Genomic DNA, 20,367 nt, shown 5'->3' on the forward strand with positions numbered 1-20,367 from the left:
AATATCCACGCACGTAGATATTAGAGCCACGTACGTAGCCCAAACTTATCTGCCACTCGTCCATAACTTTTATCCCTACGCGGAGCAACAATCTAATATAGGTCACTTCACAAAGCTATATAGCTTCGCACCGAAAGCTATACGGAATCAGTCCAAAGCTATATAGCTTTCTTCACCATCCTATATAGCTCCACCTACGCACCCATTTACCAATATATGGGACCATTGCGCAAGCTGTGAAGAGATGGCCTTGCGCAATGGTCTCTTGAGATGAGCGGGGAGTGCCTCAAAAAGAAGCTCGCCCCCAGCTTCCGATCGGGAGCTGGGGGCGAGCTTATATATAAGGTGTAGGGATCTTAGTGCTTAGAAGCCCTTGCCGTGGCAGTGCTTGAACTTCTTACCGCTACCGCAGGGGCAGGGGTCGTTGCGGCCGATCGTGTGGGCTGCCTGAGCAGGCGTACGGCGCTGCTCTTCGCGGTCCTCGGGGCTGCCAACTTCGTGACGCTGCTCGTGGTACTGGGGCGCAGGGCGCTGTACCTCAGGGGCAGCTTCGCGGATCTCTACCTGACGGGGAGCTTCTTCCTCGGGAGGAGCGATGTTGAGGCGGACACGCATGAGGACGGAGGCCGTCTTGCGGTTCATGTCTTCGATCATCGCACGGAAAAGCTCGTAGGACTCGAGCTTGTAGACGAGGAGAGGATCCTTGTTTTCGTAGCTGGCGTTCTGCACAGAGTTACGCAGCTCATCCATCTCGCGCAGGTGTTCCTTCCAAGCTTCGTCGATGATATGCAGGACGATAGCCTTCTCGAACTCACGCATGATCGTGCGACCTTCACTCTCATCAGCTTCGCGGAGGTTGCAGCTGACGTTGTAGGCCATACGTCCGTCGGTCAGAGGGATCATGATGCGCTCGTAGACGTGACCCTGCTCAGTGAAGACCTGATGAAGCGTAGGATAAGCGATATCGGCGATCTGCTTAGCACGAGCCATGAAGGTCGATTCTACAGCTTCGTAGAGCTGGTCGGCGAGGTCATCAGCCTTGGTGCGGCGGAAGGTCTGCTCGTCGAAGGGAGACTCCATAGCGAAAGTACGCATGATGTCCATCGTGAAGCCCTCGAAGTCTTCGGCAGGCTGGTGCGTGTCGATGAGCAGGCGTCCTGCATCGTAGAGCGTGTTCATGACGTCCATCTCGATACGCTCACCCATGAGGGCGTGTCGACGACGCTTGTAGATGACCTCACGCTGGGAGTTCATCACGTCATCGTACTCGAGGAGGCGCTTACGGATACCGAAGTTGTTTTCCTCGACCTTCTTCTGGGCGCGCTCGACGGCCTTGTTGAGCATGCTGTGCTCGAGTACTTCACCTTCCTCGAAGCCCATCTTATCCATCATAGCGGCAAGGCGGTCTGAGGCGAAGAGGCGCATCAGGTGGTCTTCGAGTGATACGAAGAAGACGGATGAACCTGGGTCACCCTGACGACCCGCACGACCACGGAGCTGGCGGTCGACACGGCGAGACTCGTGACGCTCGGTACCGAGGATCGCGAGACCTCCAGCTGCCTTGACCTCGGGCGTCAGCTTGATATCGGTACCACGACCAGCCATGTTGGTGGCGATGGTGACGACGCCGGGCTTACCTGCCTGAGCTACGATCTCAGCTTCCTTCTGGTGGAGCTTAGCGTTGAGGACGTTGTGGGGGATCTTACGCAGGTCAAGCATCTTGCTCAGGAGCTGCGAGATCTCGACGGAGGTCGTACCGACGAGTACGGGGCGGCCTTCGCCTACGAGGCGTACGATCTCCTCGATGACTGCTGCATACTTCTCACGAGCCGTCTTGTAGATGCGGTCGTTGAGGTCCTGACGAGCGATGGGGCGGTTCGTGGGGATGACGACGACGTCGAGCTTGTAGATATCCCAGAGTTCGCCTGCCTCGGTCTCTGCTGTACCCGTCATACCAGAGAGCTTGTGGTACATACGGAAGTAGTTCTGCAGCGTGATGGTGGCGAAGGTCTGGGTAGCAGCCTCGACGTGGACGCGCTCCTTAGCTTCGATAGCCTGGTGCAGGCCGTCGGAATAGCGGCGGCCGTCCATGATACGACCCGTCTGCTCGTCGACGATCATGACCTTGTTGTCCATGACGACATACTGGTCATCCTTCTCGAAGAGGGCATAGGCCTTGAGGAGCTGGTTCACGGTGTGTACGCGCTCGCTCTTGATAGCATAGTCAGAGAGGAGAGCTTCCTTGCGTTCGGCGAGCTCCTCGGGGGAGAGACCTTGGTTCGACAGGTCTGCCAGGAGGCTGGCGATGTCGGGGAGGATGAAGAAGGTGGGGTCATCTGTACCGCGCGTAAGGAGGTCGATACCCTTGTCGGAGAGCTCGATGCTATTGTGCTTCTCGTCGATGACGAAGTAGAGCTCGTCGGTGACGATATGCATCTGGCGCATGTTGTCGGCCATATACTCTTCCTCGACCTTGAGCATACCGGCCTTGATACCAGGTTCGCTGAGGTACTTGATGAGGGGCTTGCTCTTGGGCATACCCTTGTAGGCGCGGAAGAGGAGGAAGAAGCCTTCTTCCTGCTCCTTCTTGTCTGACGAAGAGATCTTCTTCTTAGCGTCGATGAGGAGCTGCTGGCAGAGCTTGCGCTGCGCATCGACGACGGTCTCTACGTTGGGGAGGAACTGCTCGAAGAGCTGATCGTCACCCTTGGGCACAGGGCCTGAGATGATGAGAGGCGTACGGGCATCGTCGATGAGGACGGAGTCTACTTCGTCGACGATAGCGTAGTTGTGACGGCGCTGCACGAGGTCTTCGGGGCTGGTAGCCATATTATCACGCAGGTAGTCGAAGCCGAACTCGTTGTTCGTCCCGAAGGTGATGTCAGCGTTGTATGCCGCACGACGCTCGGGGGTATTGGGGCGATGTTTGTCGATACAGTCTACGCTGAGGCCGTGGAACATGTATAGTGGGCCCATCCACTCCGAGTCACGCTTGGAGAGGTAGTCATTCACCGTGACGACGTGGACACCATTACCCGTGAGGGCATTGAGGAAGACGGGGAGCGTAGCGACGAGGGTCTTACCTTCCCCCGTAGCCATCTCGGCGATCTTACCCTTGTGCAGGACGGTACCCCCGAAGAGCTGCACGTCGTAGTGCACCATGTCCCAGGTGATCTCATTGCCACCAGCGAGCCAGTGGTTCTGATAGATAGCCATATCATCCTCGATGCGGACGAAGTCGTGGCTGACGCTGAGGTCGCGGTCGAAGTCCGTAGCCTTGACGCGGATCTCGGCGTTCTCTGCGAAGCGGCGACCCGTGCTCTTGACGATGGCGAAGGCCTCGGGGTGGACTTCGTCGAGGGCGATCTCGAGCTTGTCGAGGATCTCCTTCTCGAGCTTGTCTACCTTGGCCCAGATAGCTTCGCGCTCATCGAGCTCCTTGCCTTCGACACTGGCCTTGAGAGCTTCTACCTCGGCACGTTCGCTGGCTACGTAGTCGTTGATGCGCTGACGGAGCGAGGCGGTGCGGGCACGCAGGTCGTCGTCAGACAGTGCATCGATCTCGGGGTAGACAGCCTTGACGCGCTCTACCCAAGGCGTGATCTCCTTGAGGTCACGCTGTGATTTGTTGCCGAATAGCTTCGACAATAGGTCTATGAATCCCATATATCTTGTTTTATTTCTTCTTGTATGATGGAGAGGGGAGGGCTTCCTTAGTGCTGTGATAGCGGGGAAGGGTGCTCCCTATATATAATAATGTATAGGGCGATGTGGCATCGGAGACCCTATACTCGGGGTGCGCTATCGTGCAGCGTTCGGCGGGCGGATGCGGAGGACGTAGGCGATGGCCTTGGCTACGTCGGGAGCTTCGACGATAGGGTAGTCGAAGTCACGTGCCGTGATGCCTGCTCCGAGGAGGATGCAGGGACTGCTGATGGCTGTGGAGTGAAGCCACAGGTTGGGGCTGTCTGCAGGGTCCTCGACCTCCCATCCGGGCGTGAGGGTCCAGTAGACGTCGGCCATATGGCGGACGTGGATCGAGCGGCGAAGTGCTCGGGCGGCATCGCTCAGAGAGGACTGGGTGACCAGACGCTCCCCAGCGACAGCCATACCGATGCCCTCCATCTCCTCGAGGAAGGCGGCCGACTTATCCTGGAGCTCGGAGAGTGCGATACGCTTCGTCTCAGCGAGCTTCCTATTGAGGTACACGCGTCCATCGGCGAGGCGCTCTACCCAGCTCCCCTGACCGTAGAGGGCAGAGAGATAGAGGTTGAGCAGCGCAGCACCCTTCTTCGCGCTGAACTGCCCGTAGCGGGCCTCAGCACCACGAAGGCGTGGACGGCGATAGTGGGTATAGCCCGTACCCGAGAGGGCGAGCAGGTAGTTGCCTTCGCCGAACTTACGACGGAGCTCCTGCAGGAGGGCTTGGATATTCTTGTCAAGTCGTACGTAGGCGTCGACCTCTTCGCTGGTCAGCTCACCCTGAGCTTCGCGTGGTGCGACGTCAAGGCTGTAGGAGAGAGCCAGCATACCAGGCGACTTACTCTCGGCATAGCCCCCTTGGTCGAGTAGACGTAGTGCAAGGCTCGTGACCTCTTCGTTGGCCAGAGCGCTGCGCTTGAAGTCCGCTGCCTGATGTCCCTGATAGCGGTGCGTGAAGCGACCACCCCAGTCGGACCAGGTGCGAGAGGGCGAGCTGTAGCTACGGAGCGGACTCCATGCCATCTGCCCACCGACGAGGCGCTTATTAGGCCCTTCAGCGGAGCGGTTGTAGGCCTCGAGGCTCTTGGGCATCGCCTCGTAGTAGCTCGAGCTGGCCCATGAGGCGATCTTGCTGTCGAGCCAGAAGGCACCGTTGGCAAACCACCCGCCCGAGGCGATAGCGGTCTCTGCGTCTGAGGCGATGGCATAGACCAACCCTGCACCCGAGGAGGCCTCCTTGATGCGGTCGCCAAGGGTATTGACTAAGAGTGCCTTGGGCGAATAGGTATCGCGGGTATAGCTTCCCGTGAAGCTGGGATCATGGAAGACCGAGCGCCAGGCATGCTCCTTCTTGCTCCAGAGCGTCGTGCGCTCGATGCCGTGCGTCTGGGGATAGGCTCCCGTATGCAGGGTAGCCGTGGCAGAGGCGCGGTCCAGCTCCGCCAGAGGGAAGCGGACATGCGGATAGATCTTCCCCTCGGAGAGCATCCGGCCTAAGCCATCCTCAGTGAAGAGGGGGCGTAGCTGCTCGAGGTAGTCTCCACGCAGATCCTCGATGGTGATATAAATGACCATGCGAGGGATATCCCCTGCGGAGAGAGGTTGCTGCAGAGCCACGAGGGCTAAGAGCGAAGTGAGGAGGTAGCCCATACTACGCTGCTCAAGCGAGCTCTTAGTCTTACCCATGACGGCGGAAGGGATTATGGATGAGTCGCCCTGCACTGAGGAAGGTCAGGCTCATGGCGATCAGTGAGAGGCTACTATTGAACTTCTGCCCTGAGAGCAGTCCGACGAAGGGCAATGCTATCAGTGCGACGAAGCAGACGGCATGGAGCACATAGCGCACACGCAGCGTCTTAGCACCGAAAGGCATCAGTACAGCCAGTAGGAGATATCCTGGGTGCAGAGCCAGCAGGTTCCAGTTCGGAGACACCATCGGATGCTCCGAGAAGAAGGTGATGAAGGTGAGTAGTGAACCAGCAAGTCCTGCCCCTAGATAGAAGACAAATTCGATCACACCAGGCACGAGCTTCCCCTTGCGTCGATAGATGAAGACCCCGATAGAGAGCAGGAGGATGAGGGAGAAGATGACGAGGGGATGGGTCACGCTGAGGCCTGCGGGTGCGATAGGGCGGGGCTCGCCATACTCCAGCGTCTGCTGGACGGGGCGTCCCCAGATCTCTTGGTCAGGGGTGACGATGCCCATAGCGAGGTGGGGGAGAAGGCGTGCGGCCTCCATGGGGATGAAGAAGCGGTCGCGGATACTCATCTTCTCATCCAGCTCGGGGCCCATCGCGAGATCTGTCCCCAGTACCAGCCAGGGAGAGGAGGCCTCCAGCTCGTTGATCGCCTCGCGCCAAGTCTTGTCGGGGAGTGGCGTGATGCCAGGTACGCTGTCCAGCACGAAGGTCAGCTGACTCCCGCGCTCGTCGAGCTTGCCGAAGTCCGTCAAGGTCGCGAAGTAGAGATCCAGCGGGCGCGTACTGCAGTTGTTGCGGAAGGCATTGTATCGGTACGTGCGGTTCTCGGGCTGTGCGTTCTCGATGAGGAGTCGCCAGAGATGGGCACGCTGCGCGCTGTCGGTATTGAGCACCAGCTCGCGGATGACACCACGGCTCTGATACTCGCTCATGTAGTCACTGGTCGCTATGGGCAGGACGATGTAGTCGGTCTTGCCCTGAGTGAAGCGCAGGGAGAAGTCGTCGGTAAAGTTGAAGATACCGTAGTTGAAGGTCACATCGATCCCCTGCTCTGCATCCCATACGCGTAGGCCTGCATGGCCGTAGAGGGTGTAGGAATCTTCGGCGCTTGGCTGGGCTGCCAGATAGCTAATCTGAGCGCTCTGTGAGAGGGTGAGGGGGAGACCGAAGGTCTTGTCATGCTGGGGCTGAGGCGTCTCAGCGACGCCCGTCATAGAGGCACACAGACATACCACCGCCACGAGGAGGAGGCGGTAGGTCATACCCAGGGTCTTATATATATGGTGTAGCTGGCCTATAGCTTGCATCGAATCTGATCAGATAGGACAAAGATACTAAAAGTCTGCATGCTCTCTTGGGTCAGGCCTTCCCCACAGAGCAGGCGGGGGCCTTCTCCCATCGTAAGCGTCTCGTCTTTGCTCTGATTTCTCGGGGGAAGAGCGTATGGGGGGATATGCTCCTTGTAGGTGGGATGGTGTGAACCTATATTGGTCGGCGGGCTGACCAATATGAGTACGTGGGTAGAGCTATATAGGATGGCGAAGAAAGCTATATGGCTTTATGAAGTGGCCTCTATTAAGTTATTGCTCCACGTAGGGATAAAAGTTGCGGACGAGTGGTAGATAAGTTTGGACTATGTACGTGGCTCTAATATCTACGTACGTGGATATTTAGATTGATGTACCTGGTCTTTAAGACTACGTACATAGATAGAGAAAAACCACTACGTGATGGCGCTTTTTCCTTCACGAGAAGGAGACTTTTCCCTCCGCCGGATAAGAGGAATACTCGTGATAAGGCGAAGGGCTTGCGTATCACTTCGGAGAGGTATATCGGGGAGCTGGGCTATCCTATACGATCTCACCATGGGATCTCCCTCGTCAGGTAGCTCCGCTGTCGCTCATTCGTCTACTGCGGGAGGTGGGGAGAGGACTATATAATAGCGTTGTTTCATAGGCGTTTATGGTGCTGATTTTTTTCTTCTATTATAAAGTTGCTACCTTTGTGTATCACTTTACTGTTGCACTCTTGCTGTTATGAAACACGCTCGCATGCTCTGTGTCGTCCTTGCGCTCTCTTCAGGTAGCCTTCTGGCGCAGACGACCTTCCCAATACAGGGCACCTTGAAGAAGACCGCCGACCGTACCCCTGTAGACTTTGCTAATATCCTCCTGAGACAGCCCGCAGATAGTACTCTCGTCGTAGGGACGACGAGTGATGAACATGGGGGCTTCCGCCTCGAGGCTCCTCAAGGGACTTTCCTCCTGGAGATCCATGCACTAGGCTACAAGCCCTTCCATAAAACCCTGACGGTCACGGGTACTCTTGACCTCGGCGAACTCCTCCTCACCGAAGAGACCAAAGAGCTCTCCGCTGTCCAAGTCACAGGCCGTCGCCCCATCATGCTCCGCAAGAGTGACCGCATGGTCTTCGACGCTACACAGATCGCTCCTGCTGCCAGCTCGGCTCTGGATGTCCTTCGCCAGACCCCTGGGGTGAATGTCTCCGACGATGGTGTCAGCCTAATCGGTAAGGGCGGGGTGATCGTCCTCATCAACGACAAGCGTGTCCGTCTCTCGGGGGCTGCGCTCATCGGGCTCCTACGCTCCTACCCGCAGTCCGACCTTCAGGAGATCCAGATACTCACCACCCCGCCTGCTAAGTACGAAGCTGAGGGGAATGCTGGTGTGCTGAATATCATCCTCAAGAAGGCCAAGAATGATTTCTTAGGAGGAAGTATCGCTTCTCGCTTCGCACTTCGTAACGATAAGGTCCTGTATAGCCTCAATACCAACCTCAATTACAAGAAGGACAAGGTCACCGCTTCTCTCCAGCTCGGAGGGGGCTCTTCAGGCTATGATGGTGGCCTAGGGACCTACCGCACCTATCCCAAGCAGGGCACTTTCCATTCGAGTGAGACCGCCTACTCGGGGCAGGGTCCTTACTTCAACCTTCGTGCGGGGCTAGACTATGTCTTCACTCCTGAGCTCTCCATGGGGGCGAGCATATCCTACAGCCCACAGAAGGATGATACTCGACGAGAGAATGATAGCCGAGACTATCGTATCCTCTCCAGTAAGGCTTATGAACTCCTACGCTTGCTTCCCGGTGTCGCCGACGAGACGGACAAGAGTCGCTATACGACGGCGAATGTTCACCTTGAGAAGAGCTTCAAGTCCGCTCCTAAGCGTCGTCTCTCGTGGGATGCCGACTATGTAGGCTATCGAAGCCAAGAGGGGCGTAACTTTACTTCCCGAGGCTTGATGCCTAATGGTACTCCCATCCCAGGCTCGGACTTCTACTTCGATGCTCTGACCGATCAGCACACCGACTCCTACATCACGAGCCTGGACTATACCGAGCCACTTGGTAAGGGGACGCTGGGCTTTGGGGCTAAGGGGACATGGACCCGCACCACCAACCGAAGCGACTACGATGCGAAGAGCTCCATGGGTGAGCGCCACGACAAGATCACCTTCGACGAACATGTCTATGCGCTCTATGCTGACTTCAAGCATCCGCTCTCCGACAAGTGGAATCTCCGCACGGGTCTTCGTATGGAGTACACCCACACGGCAGGCGAAAACAACGGCCGTCGTCTGGAGCACCTCAAGAGCTACCTCAATGTCTTCCCCACGCTCTTCTTGGGATTCAACCCCAACGACCGCCATGCCTTCAGCCTCAATGGTACTGTCCGCCTCAATCGCCCCCACTTCGGCCAACTCTCGCCGTTCGCTAGCTATGAGAACCAGTACAGCGTCATGCGAGGGAAAGAAGATCTGCGTGCTGCCAAGCGTGCCCAGCTTGCTCTCGGCTACACCTTCCTTGGGGCGCTGAACTTCCAGCTCGACGGAGGCTATCTCTGGGATGGTATCACGCAGGTCGTGCGCCTCGATCCCGTGACGAATCAAGGGAGCTATATGCATGACAATGCCGAGAAGACCTGGACCTTCGGCCTGGAGAATAGCTTCTTCTTCAATAAGGTCAGCTTCTTCCAGACCTACATCTCCCAGCGTCTCTGGTACTCCGATATGAAGATCGGCCCTGAGTCCACCTCACTCTACGGAGGAGCAGGCTTGAGCTATCATGTCAGTCTCAACAATACCTTCTTCTTCAATCGCAGTAAGACCTTCCAAGGGACCTGTTCCTTCTACTATCGGACACCTGGCTACGATGGAGGCTTCCATATGGGACACATCATCTCCGGCGGAGCGGGCCTATCCTACACGCTCCTCCAAGGGAAGCTTCGCCTTGCTCTTGATGCGTACAATCTCCTCCGCAATAATCTCCGTATGGACATCACGACACCTGACTCCCAGATGCACGCAGACAACGAGAATAATATACTCACCCTCAACCTTGGCGTGACCTACTCCTTCGGTGCTCCTATCCAAGGCAAGTCCGAGCGCAAGAGTGCCCAAGAGCTCCGCTCCCGCATGTAGTGCCCCGCCGCCTCCCGCTCTTGGGTCACTCCCGCTAAAGCAAAGCCCCCAGCAGCCGTCCTCGTGGCGCCTGCTGGGGGCTTGCTGTAGTCTATCGCAGCTCCGCTGTCGCCCGCTCGCCTACTGCAGGAGGCGGGGAGAGGACGTATAATAGCGGTGTTTCACAAGCGTTTATGGTGCTGATTTTTTTTTTCTATAAAGTTGCTACCTTTAGGGACCACTTCCATTAGCACCGCACTCCTTGAAATGAAACACATTCACTTGCTCTTAGTCGCCTTTGCGCTATCTTCTGGTAGCCTTCTCGCGCAGACGACCGTCGCTGTACAGGGCTCCCTAAAGAAGACGACCGACCGCATGCCCGTGGACTTTGCTAACGTCCTCCTGCGCCATCCCGCTGATAGTAGCCTCGTCGTGGGGACGACCAGCGATGAGCACGGGGCTTTCCGCTTGGAGGCTCCCGAGGGGACCTTCCTCCTCGAGGTGCGTGCGCTGGGCTACCGACCCTATCATCAGACGCTCACCATCGCTGGTGCTCTTGACCTCGGCGAACTCCTCCTCACTGAGGAGACGAAGCAGCTCTCCGCTGTCCAGGTCACAGGGCGCCGCCCGATCATGCTGCGTAAGGCTGACCGCCTGGTCTTCGATGCGACCCAGATAGCGCCTGCCGCCGCCTCGGCACTGGATGTCCTACGGCAGACGCCTGGGGTAAATGTCACGAATAGTGGCATTAGTCTCATCGGTAAGGGGGGAGTCATCGTCCTCGTCAACGATAAGCGTGTGCGCCTCTCTGGTACCGCTCTCCTTAGTCTCCTGCGCTCCTATCCACAGTCCGACCTTCAGGAGATTCAGATCTTGACCACACCACCTGCTAAGTACGAAGCCGAAGGAGATGCGGGCGTCTTGAACCTCGTCTTGAAGAAAGCAAAGAATGACTTCTTCGGAGGAAGTGTCACGCCATCCTTTGGGATCAAAAGGTCGCGACCTCGCTATGATCTCAGTACGAGCTTCAACTATAATCAGGGCAAGGTCACAGCCTCCCTTGATCTCGGTGCCGGTACGGGGCTGTTTGATGGTGATCTGCGTACCTATCGCACCTATCCTCAGCAGAAGACCTACTATGTCAGTGATACCTACTACACGGGGCGGGATAAGTACTTCAACGTACGTGGAGCGCTGGACTACGCCTTCACTCCAGAGCTCACACTCGGCTTCAGCGCCTCCTATACGCCACAGCAGGATAGTGCGCATCGTGAGAATGACTCTCGTGACTATAGCATCGCTCCCGATGGCTCGTACCAGCTCCTTCGCTCCCTCCCAGGGCTTGCGGTGAACACCGATCATGGGAGGTACATCTCGGCGAATGCCCACATGGAGAAGACCTTCAAGGGGGTGCCCAAGCGTCGCCTATCGTGGGATGTGGACTATGTCGGCTACCGCAATCGGGAGGATCGTAGCTTTACCTCCTCGGGCCTGACCCCTCAGGGTGCTCCTATCGCAGGCTCGGACTTCCGCTTTAATGCGCTGACCGATCAGCATATCGACTCCTATATCGCCAGCCTGGACTATGTCGAGCCCCTCGGTAAGGGGAGGCTGAGCTTCGGAGCAAAGGGAGCTTGGACGGGCACCAGCAATAGTAGTGACTATGATGCAGCGAGCACGATGGGTGAGCACCATGATAAGATCCGCTTCGATGAGCAGGTCTATGCGCTCTATGCGGACTTCAAGCATCCCCTCTCTGAGACCTGGAGTCTTCGCACGGGGCTTCGTATGGAGTACACCCATACGGCAGGGGAGAATAACGGCCGTCGTCTGGAGAACTTGAGGAGCTATCTCAACCTCTTCCCCACGCTCTTCTTAGGCTACAATCCCAATGATCGCCATGCCTTCAGCCTCAGCAGTACCATCCGTCTCAACCGTCCGCATTTCAGTCAGCTCTCTCCCTTCGCTAACTACGAGAATCAGTACACCATCATGCGAGGGAAGGAAGACCTACGTGCTGCGAAGCGCGCACGGCTTGCCCTCGGATATACCTTCCTCGGTGCGCTGAACTTCGAGCTCAATGGGGGCTACCTATGGGACGGGATTACGCAGGTGATACGCCTGGATCCTGCGACGAACCGCGCGAGCTACACGCATGAGAATGCCGAGAAGACCTGGATCATTGGACTGGAGAATAGCTACTTCTTCAATAAAGTCAGCTTCTTCCAGACCTACATCTCCCAGCGCCTTTGGTATAATGAGACGAAGCTTGATACCAATGTGTCCTCTCCCTATGGAGGCTCTGGTCTAAACTATAGCTTCAGCATGAATAATACCTTCTTCTTCAACCGCAGTAAGACGCTCCAAGGTACCTGCTCCATCTACTACGCGAGCCCACGCTACGATGACGGAGGTATGAGATACTCGCATAAATTCACGGCTAATGCAGGCCTATCCTATACGCTCCTCGATGGGAAGCTCCGTATCGCTGCCGATGCCTACAGCCTCATCTGGACCGAGCTCTACATCAATATCAATACCCCCGACTACCAGCTGCGCGTCAAGAACGAGTCGAATAGCCCCTACTGCACGCTGGGCTTGACCTATTCCTTCGGTGCCTCCATCGAGGGTAAGGATGAGCGCAAGAGCGCCCAGGATCTTCGCTCGCGTATGTAGCGCCCTGCCGCTCCCGCTCTTGGGTCACTCCCGCTAAAGCAAAGCCCCCAGCAGCCGTCCTCGTGGCGCCTGCTGGGGGCTTGCTGTATCCCTTGCCTGCAGGTAGGCCGCTACTTCCTTCGCCCAAAGCTTGTGCCTTCGCTCTGCCTTCCCCTTCGCTCAAAGTGCCTGCTTCATCGGTTGCACGGGCCGAACGTATACCCCTTCTCATCAAGACGTATAAATATCGCGAGCAAAACGTATACGTTTGGCGGTGAAAACGTATACGTTTCGAGCGTGAAACGTATACGTCTTGGGCAGGAAACGTATACGTTTTGCCCGCACAAGGTATACGTCCTCCCGCCATAGCCTCCTCCCGTCCCGAACAAACGCCCTGCTACGCCGCCCTCAGCCCCCGCAGAACTATCTACTATTCTTGGTAATTTAGATGCCTCATAAGGGGCTTCTTCGCAGTGGAAGACAGCTGCAGAGACTTATAGTAATTGGTTGATTTTTACTCAGAGATATGGATGCAAGGCGGTGTATGATCATAGACTTGGACTTGGAGAAGCAGGGGGACAAAAAAATGTTTATCTCCGAGCGGCTCGAATCCATTAAAATGAATGAGCATGGAGGCTGGACAGTGCGCTTCAAGTACTCTTCCGGTTTCTACCAATATAACAAAGCTCGCCTACTTTTTATACATGATCCTGAGGTTGTTAATCTCGAGGGTAGGGGACTCTATGTTCGAAATAAGCGTGTCTCCAACATCGCAGAGCTGCTACGTTTCACTAGCCCCCAACGTGATTTTTATCGGGTGACTTATACGAATGGCTATGTAGAGTGCCTCGATGGACGGAAGGTCTACATTACCCGAACACCAATAGACCTGACTGGGGGCTCTACGTGGGACTATCTGAAGAAGCTCGCAGCTGAGACGGGACTACAAAATAATGATGGGAGCAATAGTTTGGAAAAAGGCTATAGCTTGGTGGATGTAAAGCGAGATAACGTGCCCCTTGCTCAGTACCTTGGTGATAAGAGGAAGCTGGCTACGCGCTCTATGCCACGGCAGGTCTACTATCCCTTTGGTTGCAATGCCAGCCAAAAGGCAGCGGTGGAGGCAGCTCTGTGCCATCAGGTGAGTATCGTGCAGGGGCCTCCAGGTACGGGGAAGACGCAGACGATCCTCAATATCATCGCGAACTTACTCCTCGCAGACAAGACTATATTGGTGGTCTCAAATAATAATTCTGCCGTAGAGAATATCGCCGAGAAGCTCCAGCGTGAAGGCTTGGGCTTCCTCGTGGCACAGCTGGGGAACTCTGAGAATAAGGAGGCCTTCATCCAACAACAGCAACCCTATTACCCCGATATGGAGGGATGGGCGCTCGAGGATGCTTCGGCGGTCAAGAAGGTGGCCAAGGAGGCTCTGCGGAAGGTGTCTCAGGGCTTTGAAGACCAGACGAAGCAGGCGCAGCTACGGGCCGAGCTCAATGCCTTGCAGACGGAGCGTCAGTATAATGATCTCCTTAATGAGGCTATCGGGCAAGATGTCAGCTGGCTGAAGGATAAGTCTCCTGCTGGGCTGATGGCCTTACTTACGCGCTTTCAGCAGCTCGCAGAGCGGTCGGAGCGGCCCAGCTTTTGGTTTCGCCTCAAGAGTGCATTCACTTTAGGACCGCAGGCCTTCTCGTTCCTCAAGAGAGAGTTTGCGGAGGTCATCGCTTGCCTGGAAGATGCTTACTACTATGCTTATCAATCCAAGCTGGAAAAGGAACTGGTCGCTGTCACGGAGCATCTTCAGTCTATCAATCTAAAACAGGGGATTCAGGAGCTTACAAACTCTTCGAGTCAGCTCTTAAAGAGTGAGATAGCGAAGCGATATAGTAGTGGAGGAGCTCGAATCCTATTCACCTCAAAGAATATCAAGCGGGGGACTGAGGCCTTCCTCAAAGAATATCCCATCGTGCTAAGTAGCACATATAAGTCGAATGATAATATCAACTCGGACTATGTCTTTGACTATGTCATCATGGACGAGGCTTCGCAGATCGATATTAAGACGGGAGCATTGACCCTATCGTGTGCTATGAATGCTGTGATCGTAGGGGATGACAAGCAGCTACCTAATGTAGTAAGCCGAGAGGAGGCCCTTGCTCTCACAGCTATACGAGAGACCTATCAGGTCGATGACCGATATGATGCTGTGACGCATAGCTTCCTGAAGTCCTGCTTAGAGATCTTCAAGGATGCCCCCGTGACGCTGCTACGTGAGCACTATCGTTGCCACCCCAAGATCATTGAGTTCTGCAATCAGCGCTTCTATGATAGGGAGCTGATCTCCATGACGACGGATAAGGGTGAGGAGAAGGTGCTTCAAGTCCTACGCACCGTGAAGGGGAATCATGCCCGAGGGCGCTTCAACCAGCGTGAGATAGACGTCATCACGCAAGAGGTGCTCCCAGAGTTTCATGATCAGGGCAGCATCGGTATCATTACTCCCTATAAAGATCAGGCGCAGGCTATCAACCAGATGCTGGGCATGGATATCGCAAGTACGGTGCACAAGTATCAGGGGCGAGAGTGCGACACGATCATCATGAGCATGGTGGACAATAGTCCGACAGAGTTCTCTGACGATCCAAACCTTCTCAACGTAGCTATCTCTCGTGCCAAGACTCACCTCTGTATCGTGGCGACAGGGAATGATCTGCCTGAGGGGAGCATCCTATCTCAGCTCATCAGCTACATTCAGTACAACAACTTCGAGGTGAAGGAGAGTAAGTTGCGCTCAGTCTTTGACCTGCTATACACGCAGTACACTACGGAGCGCTTGGCTTATCAGTCCAAGCATCAGGTCTCTGGCCAACTATCTGAGACGCTCTTCTATGATACGCTACTCAAGGCTCTCAATGGGGTGGGGCGTAGCGAGCTTTCCGTGCTCTGTCACTATCCCCTTGAGAGACTCATCGCTGATGTGTCGCTACTGGATGCTGAGGAGCGAGCTTTTGTCAAGAGTCCTCTCTCGCACGTGGACTTCCTCATCTATAATTCGCTGACGAAGCGTCCGCTACTCGTCATTGAGGTCGATGGCTGGAGCTTCCATAAGGGAAGTACTACGCAGCAGGCCCGAGATGCACTTAAAGACCGCCTTCTCTCCAAGTATGATCTCCCTCCCTATCGTATCTCTACGACAGATATGGTGACGGTCGATATGCTGAGAGAGCGATTGGCTACTTTATTGTAGGCCTGTAGTAAGGCACTGTAGTTATTAGAAAAAAGCCTACCTTCGTGGTGCTTCCCAGGATGGGAAGTGTCTTTCTAAGAAGTGTCCAGAGAACGGCTACGAGCCGTCCGCAACCTATCCGCATACGGGGCAAGGTGCGAGAGGCAGACTCCCTGCCTGACACGAGAGGACGTATCGTCTCATCTAAAAATAAAAGGTATGACTACCCAAGCTACATCTACTTCGACAGAGGAGCTCGCATCCAGCTCCCGCACTATCTATTCGACTGAGCACCCCGAGGGGCAGCTGCGTCGGATGGATGGCACCCTGCTGCGTCTCTATCCCGCTACATCTCTCCCCGCACCGCTGACGCCCGAGGCACGCACCGAGGCTACTGAGCTCTTTCGCCAAAGCCTCTCCCTCTTGTGGCGGTATCGTGAGCGCATCCTTTCGGATAGCCGAATGTTCCTCACTCCCATAGCCGAGCCGAATGGCTTGGCATATCTGGGCGCCTTCCCCGCGGCGACACTGGGTGCGTACATCGAGCTCTGGACGCTGTGTGATGCTGCGCTCCTCACGGACGAGCGTGGGATCCAGCACTTTGTGACACGTGTGGCTGGTAGCCCGCTCTCTGGGAGCAATTGCTGCACGCTGGTAAGCGAGGAGGGCGAAGTCAGCACGTGCAGTGTGCGGGACTTTAGTTCGCTGTGGCGTCCCTTCCGTGGCTTGATTCGCCGCTACCGAAAGCCCCAAGCTACCGCCGAGCACTACACCCTCACCGAAGTCCTTACCCTCCTCAGCGAAGAAGGGTAGGGCAGTCCTATCCATATTGAGCGGAGGGAAAAGTGTCCTTCTCGTGAAGGGAAAAGCACCTTCCCGTAGTGGTATTCTTCTATCTATGCACGTAGTTTTAAAGACCAGGCACGTAAATCCCAATATCCACGTACGTAGATATTAGAGCCACGTACGTAGCCCAAACTTATCTGCTACTCGTCCACAACTTTTATCCCTACGCGGAGCAACAACCCTAATATAGGTCAGTGGGGCGACCAGTATTGGTCGATACGCGAACCACTATAGGTTCATAGTAGTGACCAATAGTGGTTGACTCGTGAACCACTATTGGTTTGCACTACGAACAAGTAGTGGTATGCATCCCTCCCCTCGCAAGTATAGTCAGCAAGCCCCCTGATGCATGCAAATAGCCGTGCGTCAGGGGGCTCTTTCTTTGCACCTTTCTTGTGTGCATATGTTTTACTAAGTTTGTGGTAGACAACTGAATCTGAAGACATCGAGTCTACACCACAAACGTCTTACCATAACTCACGATACCCTTATGAAGAAGAGCGCCCTTCATAGTCTATGTCGCCAGTCTCGGTGTGAGCACTCTCGCCTCATACGGAGCTCAGCAGGCGCTCAGCCTTGCCTCACAAACATCCCTCGACACAACAGATCGTCTGCAAAAGAAAATTGAACACCATGAAGACTCTATCTAAATGCCTCCTACTCCTCGTAGTACTCCTCTGTAGTGAGCAAATTCTCTTAGCCCAAACTATCAAAGGCACCGTAGTAGATGCTGAGGGGAATCCTATCGAGTTAGCCCATGTTATTGCGCGTAAGCGTGCGGATAGTACCTTCGTAGCAGGCTGTCTGACAGATGCCCAGGGGCGATTTGCTTTTGATGCGCTGTCTGCGCCTGAGCATATACTCACCGCCAAGTGTATTGGCTACAAGGCTCGCACAATAGCAGCTCAGCCGGTCTGTAATATCATCTTGGAGGGTGACGCCACCGAACTGTCAGAGGTCGTCGTGCTTAGCTCCTATGTCAAGCGTTCTCCCTCGGGGGATCTCTCTGTGCGCATCCAAGGTAATCCCATTGCTAAAGGGAAGAGCCTCATGGAGACTCTGCGCTATATACAGGGTGTCGAGGTGCTTAGTGGAAATATCTTGGTCAATGGTAAAGACCATACTATCATCTATCTTGGAGATCGCAAGATTACGGCCGAGCAATTACGCTCCATCCCTACCAACATGGTGAAGCATATCGAGGTGATACCCAATGCAGGAGCTTCTTTTGGGCAAGAAGCCCAAGGAGGCATCGTGCGTGTAACTCTTCGACAGAAGGAGGGACTTATTGGGGCAATTGGCTTGACTGCACAAGCAGATGGAGAGGGTTTTGTAGATGCCATCCTCACTCCTACGCTACAATATCAGTTTGGTAAGCTATCTGTATATAACAACCTTAAACTGGGTTCAGGGAATTATCGCACAAGGTACAAGCGTCAAGATAACTACGGCACTCATCATGTAGATCGAAAGTTTCATTCGGATAAGGAGTCCTTGGCTCTTCTAGAGAATTTGGGGCTACAGTATCAGCTTACTCCGACGCAATCCCTGCAAGTTTATGGAGGGCTATATCTGATTAAGGACCGCATCAATCAAACCAACCACAACGGGCTGCTGCTGAGTCTGAGACAAAAGACCCAAAGCTCTTTTATCGAAGGTAATGCGGGCTTGCTCTATCGAGCTAATCTGAATGTCGGGAAAAACTCTTCCTTCTCTACCAAGGTCGAGTTTCTCAATCAGAGCAATAGCGATCATATAGACTATGAGCTCAATACTCATGACGAGAATGAATTGAGGCAGAGGCTCTCCTACCTCTATGTGGAGCCTCGTTTAGAACTGAAGTCGAGCAAGGGGAGTAGTGTAAACTTGGGGATTCGCTTTAGCCATCTGAGAGACAGAAACGAAATGTCGGGTATCGCCAGCACAATACTCACTCAAGTAAAGCAACAAGACTTCCAGATCTCTGGAGGGGACTTTGCCCCGTGGGTAGAGTACAGTCGCATGATTGGTCAGCGAGCATTCGTGCAGGTAGGGCTGACCTATCAGCTAACAGATATGAAGTATAGCGATTATCTCAATCGGATTGCGTCTATCAAGAACCGTTATTCGGGTCTGTATCCCAATGTCCAGTTGCAGTACATGCTCAACCCGCAGAAGCAGTCGGGTATATCTATAGCTTATCGCCGAGACTATTCGCTGCCTAATTATGGCTACTATAGCCCTGTGGCTGTCTATCAAAACGAGAAGCTGTATAGCATAGGTAACCAAAACCTAAAGGAAGAAACCTTTCATTCTGTAGAGGCGAATTACTACATCAATCCCAATTGGACACTGACTTATAGGCTGAAAAGCGGTGCGAACATCATACATCTGCTTGCTCATCAAGCCCCCATGCAGCCAGATGTGGTGTACACGAGACCCGAGAATAGTGGCACGAGTCTACAGCACTATACTTCGCTCTCCTATACAGCCAGCGTGTCGGACTTTTGGCAGACAAATAATAGGGTCTTTGTGAGACACAACACAGAGAAGAGCCCAGGTAAGACCGTCTCCAGCGCTTGGCTGGGGTGGAGTGCCACCCAGCAGTTTAGATTGAGTAATACAATGGGACTAACGCTATCGGCTACTGGACAGACAGCAGAGAAGCATCTAAGCCATGAAGTAGGGCTACGCTATGATATAGATGCAGGTGTCTATATGAGCTTGCTGAATGATCGGCTACAGATCAATCTTGGGACGCTCAACCTTATTCATAATAGAGCGGTCATGCGCATCAAAACAGATTTTGCAGAGCTCGAGCGTACGGATTTGTCTCCTCGTAGACGCCTCAAATTAAGCGTGACATGGCACTTCTCCAGCGGAGATAAAATCAAGCGTAGTAACTCGCGTACAGTTAATTCGCCCACTCGAGAGACCCCCACACTGTAAGGCTGGATACTATCCCTCCCCTCGCAAGTATAGTCAGCAATCCCCCTGATGCATGCAAATAGCCATGCGTCAGGGGGCTCTTTCTTTGCGTCTTTCTTGTGTGTATGTATTTCACTAAGTTTGTGGTAGACAACTGAATCTGAAGACATCGAGTCAACGCCACAAACGTCTTACCATAACCCACGATACCATTATGAAGAAGAGAGCCCTTCATAGTCTATTCGCCTGTCTCTGTGTGAGCGCCCTCGCCTCATGCGGAGCTCAGCAGGCGCTCAGCTTTGCCCCACAAACCACCCTCGACACAAGCGCCAACATGATCAAGGTCGCTGATCAGCCCGTCTTCAAGGTCGCTACCTCGGTGCTGAACCTCAAGGAGGAGCAACTTGCGCTGAACAAGGAAGCGCTACCGAAGGAGCGAGCTGCGTATATCGCCTCCATTCTCAAGGAATGCCATTCAGATCAGGACACCATCATCGCCACTTCGCCGAGCTTCATCCTCGTGAAGAGCACGGGCACTCATAGTAAGCGTGATGTCGGCTACATGTATAGCTATCAGCTTGACTTCGAGTCAGGGCGCTGGGTCTGCATAGGTCTTGATGCCGCAACGGAGAGTGCGCCGACGATGGATGGAGTGTGTGGATTTCTACGGAGGGTCTATGTGATCAAGCGGAGGAATCGCGTGATCGTCAAGGATTCTTTCGGAGATATCGCCATCATCTATGTCCTACAAGGACGAGATCGCAAAGCTCCTTTCAGGGACACCTCTGCTTGGCGACCCGCCGACATCTCCGCTATGATTTCGACAGCGTACTATATTCAGAGGGAGTTCGATCCCAAGAGCCATGCCGTAGCGACTGGGAGGTATGTAAAGTAAATCCACTAAGCC

General features: G+C 54.5%; 9 protein-coding genes. 6 read left to right on the forward strand and 3 right to left on the reverse strand.

Going from position 1 to position 20,367, the window contains the following annotated elements; genetic code table 11:
• Positions 1–363: 363 nt before the first annotated feature.
• The 3 genes from secA to HMPREF1323_RS06425 all read right to left on the reverse strand — a co-directional run bounded on the left by secA (position 364) and on the right by HMPREF1323_RS06425 (position 6,664).
• Positions 364–3,666: a preprotein translocase subunit SecA gene (gene secA / locus HMPREF1323_RS06415; RefSeq protein ID WP_009433348.1), complete on the reverse strand. Its 3,303-nt coding sequence runs from the start codon at positions 3,664–3,666 to the stop codon at positions 364–366.
• A 135-nt stretch (positions 3,667–3,801) separates the two neighbouring features.
• On the reverse strand, positions 3,802–5,388 hold the full coding sequence (locus tag HMPREF1323_RS06420; RefSeq protein WP_009433330.1) for an alkaline phosphatase family protein: 1,587 nt from the start codon (positions 5,386–5,388) through the stop codon (positions 3,802–3,804).
• Positions 5,381–6,664, reverse strand: coding sequence for a lipoprotein N-acyltransferase Lnb domain-containing protein (locus tag HMPREF1323_RS06425; protein ID WP_009433342.1), 1,284 nt, complete (start codon positions 6,662–6,664; stop codon positions 5,381–5,383). The genes HMPREF1323_RS06420 and HMPREF1323_RS06425 overlap by 8 nt, the downstream gene beginning before the upstream one ends.
• A 774-nt stretch (positions 6,665–7,438) precedes the next feature.
• Between HMPREF1323_RS06425 and HMPREF1323_RS06430 the strand changes: the two genes are divergently transcribed.
• The 6 genes from HMPREF1323_RS06430 to HMPREF1323_RS06455 all read left to right on the forward strand — a co-directional run bounded on the left by HMPREF1323_RS06430 (position 7,439) and on the right by HMPREF1323_RS06455 (position 20,355).
• On the forward strand, positions 7,439–9,844 hold the full coding sequence (locus HMPREF1323_RS06430; RefSeq protein WP_044124164.1) for an outer membrane beta-barrel protein: 2,406 nt from the start codon (positions 7,439–7,441) through the stop codon (positions 9,842–9,844).
• Between the two features lie 246 nt (positions 9,845–10,090).
• Positions 10,091–12,499, forward strand: coding sequence for a TonB-dependent receptor domain-containing protein (locus tag HMPREF1323_RS06435; RefSeq protein ID WP_232203995.1), 2,409 nt, complete (start codon positions 10,091–10,093; stop codon positions 12,497–12,499).
• A gap of 505 nt (positions 12,500–13,004) precedes the next feature.
• Positions 13,005–15,728, forward strand: coding sequence for an AAA domain-containing protein (locus HMPREF1323_RS06440; RefSeq protein WP_044124165.1), 2,724 nt, complete (start codon positions 13,005–13,007; stop codon positions 15,726–15,728).
• A gap of 198 nt (positions 15,729–15,926) precedes the next feature.
• Positions 15,927–16,520 carry a hypothetical protein gene (locus tag HMPREF1323_RS06445; RefSeq protein ID WP_009433337.1) on the forward strand — a complete coding sequence of 198 codons (594 nt, stop codon included), beginning with the start codon at positions 15,927–15,929 and terminating at the stop codon, positions 16,518–16,520.
• A 666-nt stretch (positions 16,521–17,186) separates the two neighbouring features.
• On the forward strand, positions 17,187–19,481 hold the full coding sequence (locus HMPREF1323_RS06450) for a TonB dependent receptor (protein WP_009433345.1): 2,295 nt from the start codon (positions 17,187–17,189) through the stop codon (positions 19,479–19,481).
• Between the two features lie 193 nt (positions 19,482–19,674).
• Positions 19,675–20,355 carry a hypothetical protein gene (locus HMPREF1323_RS06455; protein WP_009433340.1) on the forward strand — a complete coding sequence of 227 codons (681 nt, stop codon included), beginning with the start codon at positions 19,675–19,677 and terminating at the stop codon, positions 20,353–20,355.
• Positions 20,356–20,367 lie beyond the last annotated feature (12 nt).

The sequence above is a fragment of the Porphyromonas sp. oral taxon 279 str. F0450 genome (assembly GCF_000292995.1).
Taxonomy (GTDB): Bacteria; Bacteroidota; Bacteroidia; order Bacteroidales; family Porphyromonadaceae; genus Porphyromonas; species Porphyromonas pasteri.

Excerpts from the sequence above, each read along its gene's own strand:
- secA (WP_009433348.1), bottom strand. The coding sequence starts at position 3,666 with ATGGGATTCATAGACCTATTGTCGAAGCTATTCGGCAACAAATCACAG.
- HMPREF1323_RS06420 (WP_009433330.1), bottom strand. The coding sequence starts at position 5,388 with ATGGGTAAGACTAAGAGCTCGCTTGAGCAGCGTAGTATGGGCTACCTC.
- HMPREF1323_RS06425 (WP_009433342.1), bottom strand. The coding sequence starts at position 6,664 with ATGACCTACCGCCTCCTCCTCGTGGCGGTGGTATGTCTGTGTGCCTCT.
- HMPREF1323_RS06430 (WP_044124164.1), top strand. The coding sequence starts at position 7,439 with ATGAAACACGCTCGCATGCTCTGTGTCGTCCTTGCGCTCTCTTCAGGT.
- HMPREF1323_RS06435 (WP_232203995.1), top strand. The coding sequence starts at position 10,091 with ATGAAACACATTCACTTGCTCTTAGTCGCCTTTGCGCTATCTTCTGGT.
- HMPREF1323_RS06440 (WP_044124165.1), top strand. The coding sequence starts at position 13,005 with ATGGATGCAAGGCGGTGTATGATCATAGACTTGGACTTGGAGAAGCAG.
- HMPREF1323_RS06445 (WP_009433337.1), top strand. The coding sequence starts at position 15,927 with ATGACTACCCAAGCTACATCTACTTCGACAGAGGAGCTCGCATCCAGC.
- HMPREF1323_RS06450 (WP_009433345.1), top strand. The coding sequence starts at position 17,187 with ATGAAGACTCTATCTAAATGCCTCCTACTCCTCGTAGTACTCCTCTGT.
- HMPREF1323_RS06455 (WP_009433340.1), top strand. The coding sequence starts at position 19,675 with ATGAAGAAGAGAGCCCTTCATAGTCTATTCGCCTGTCTCTGTGTGAGC.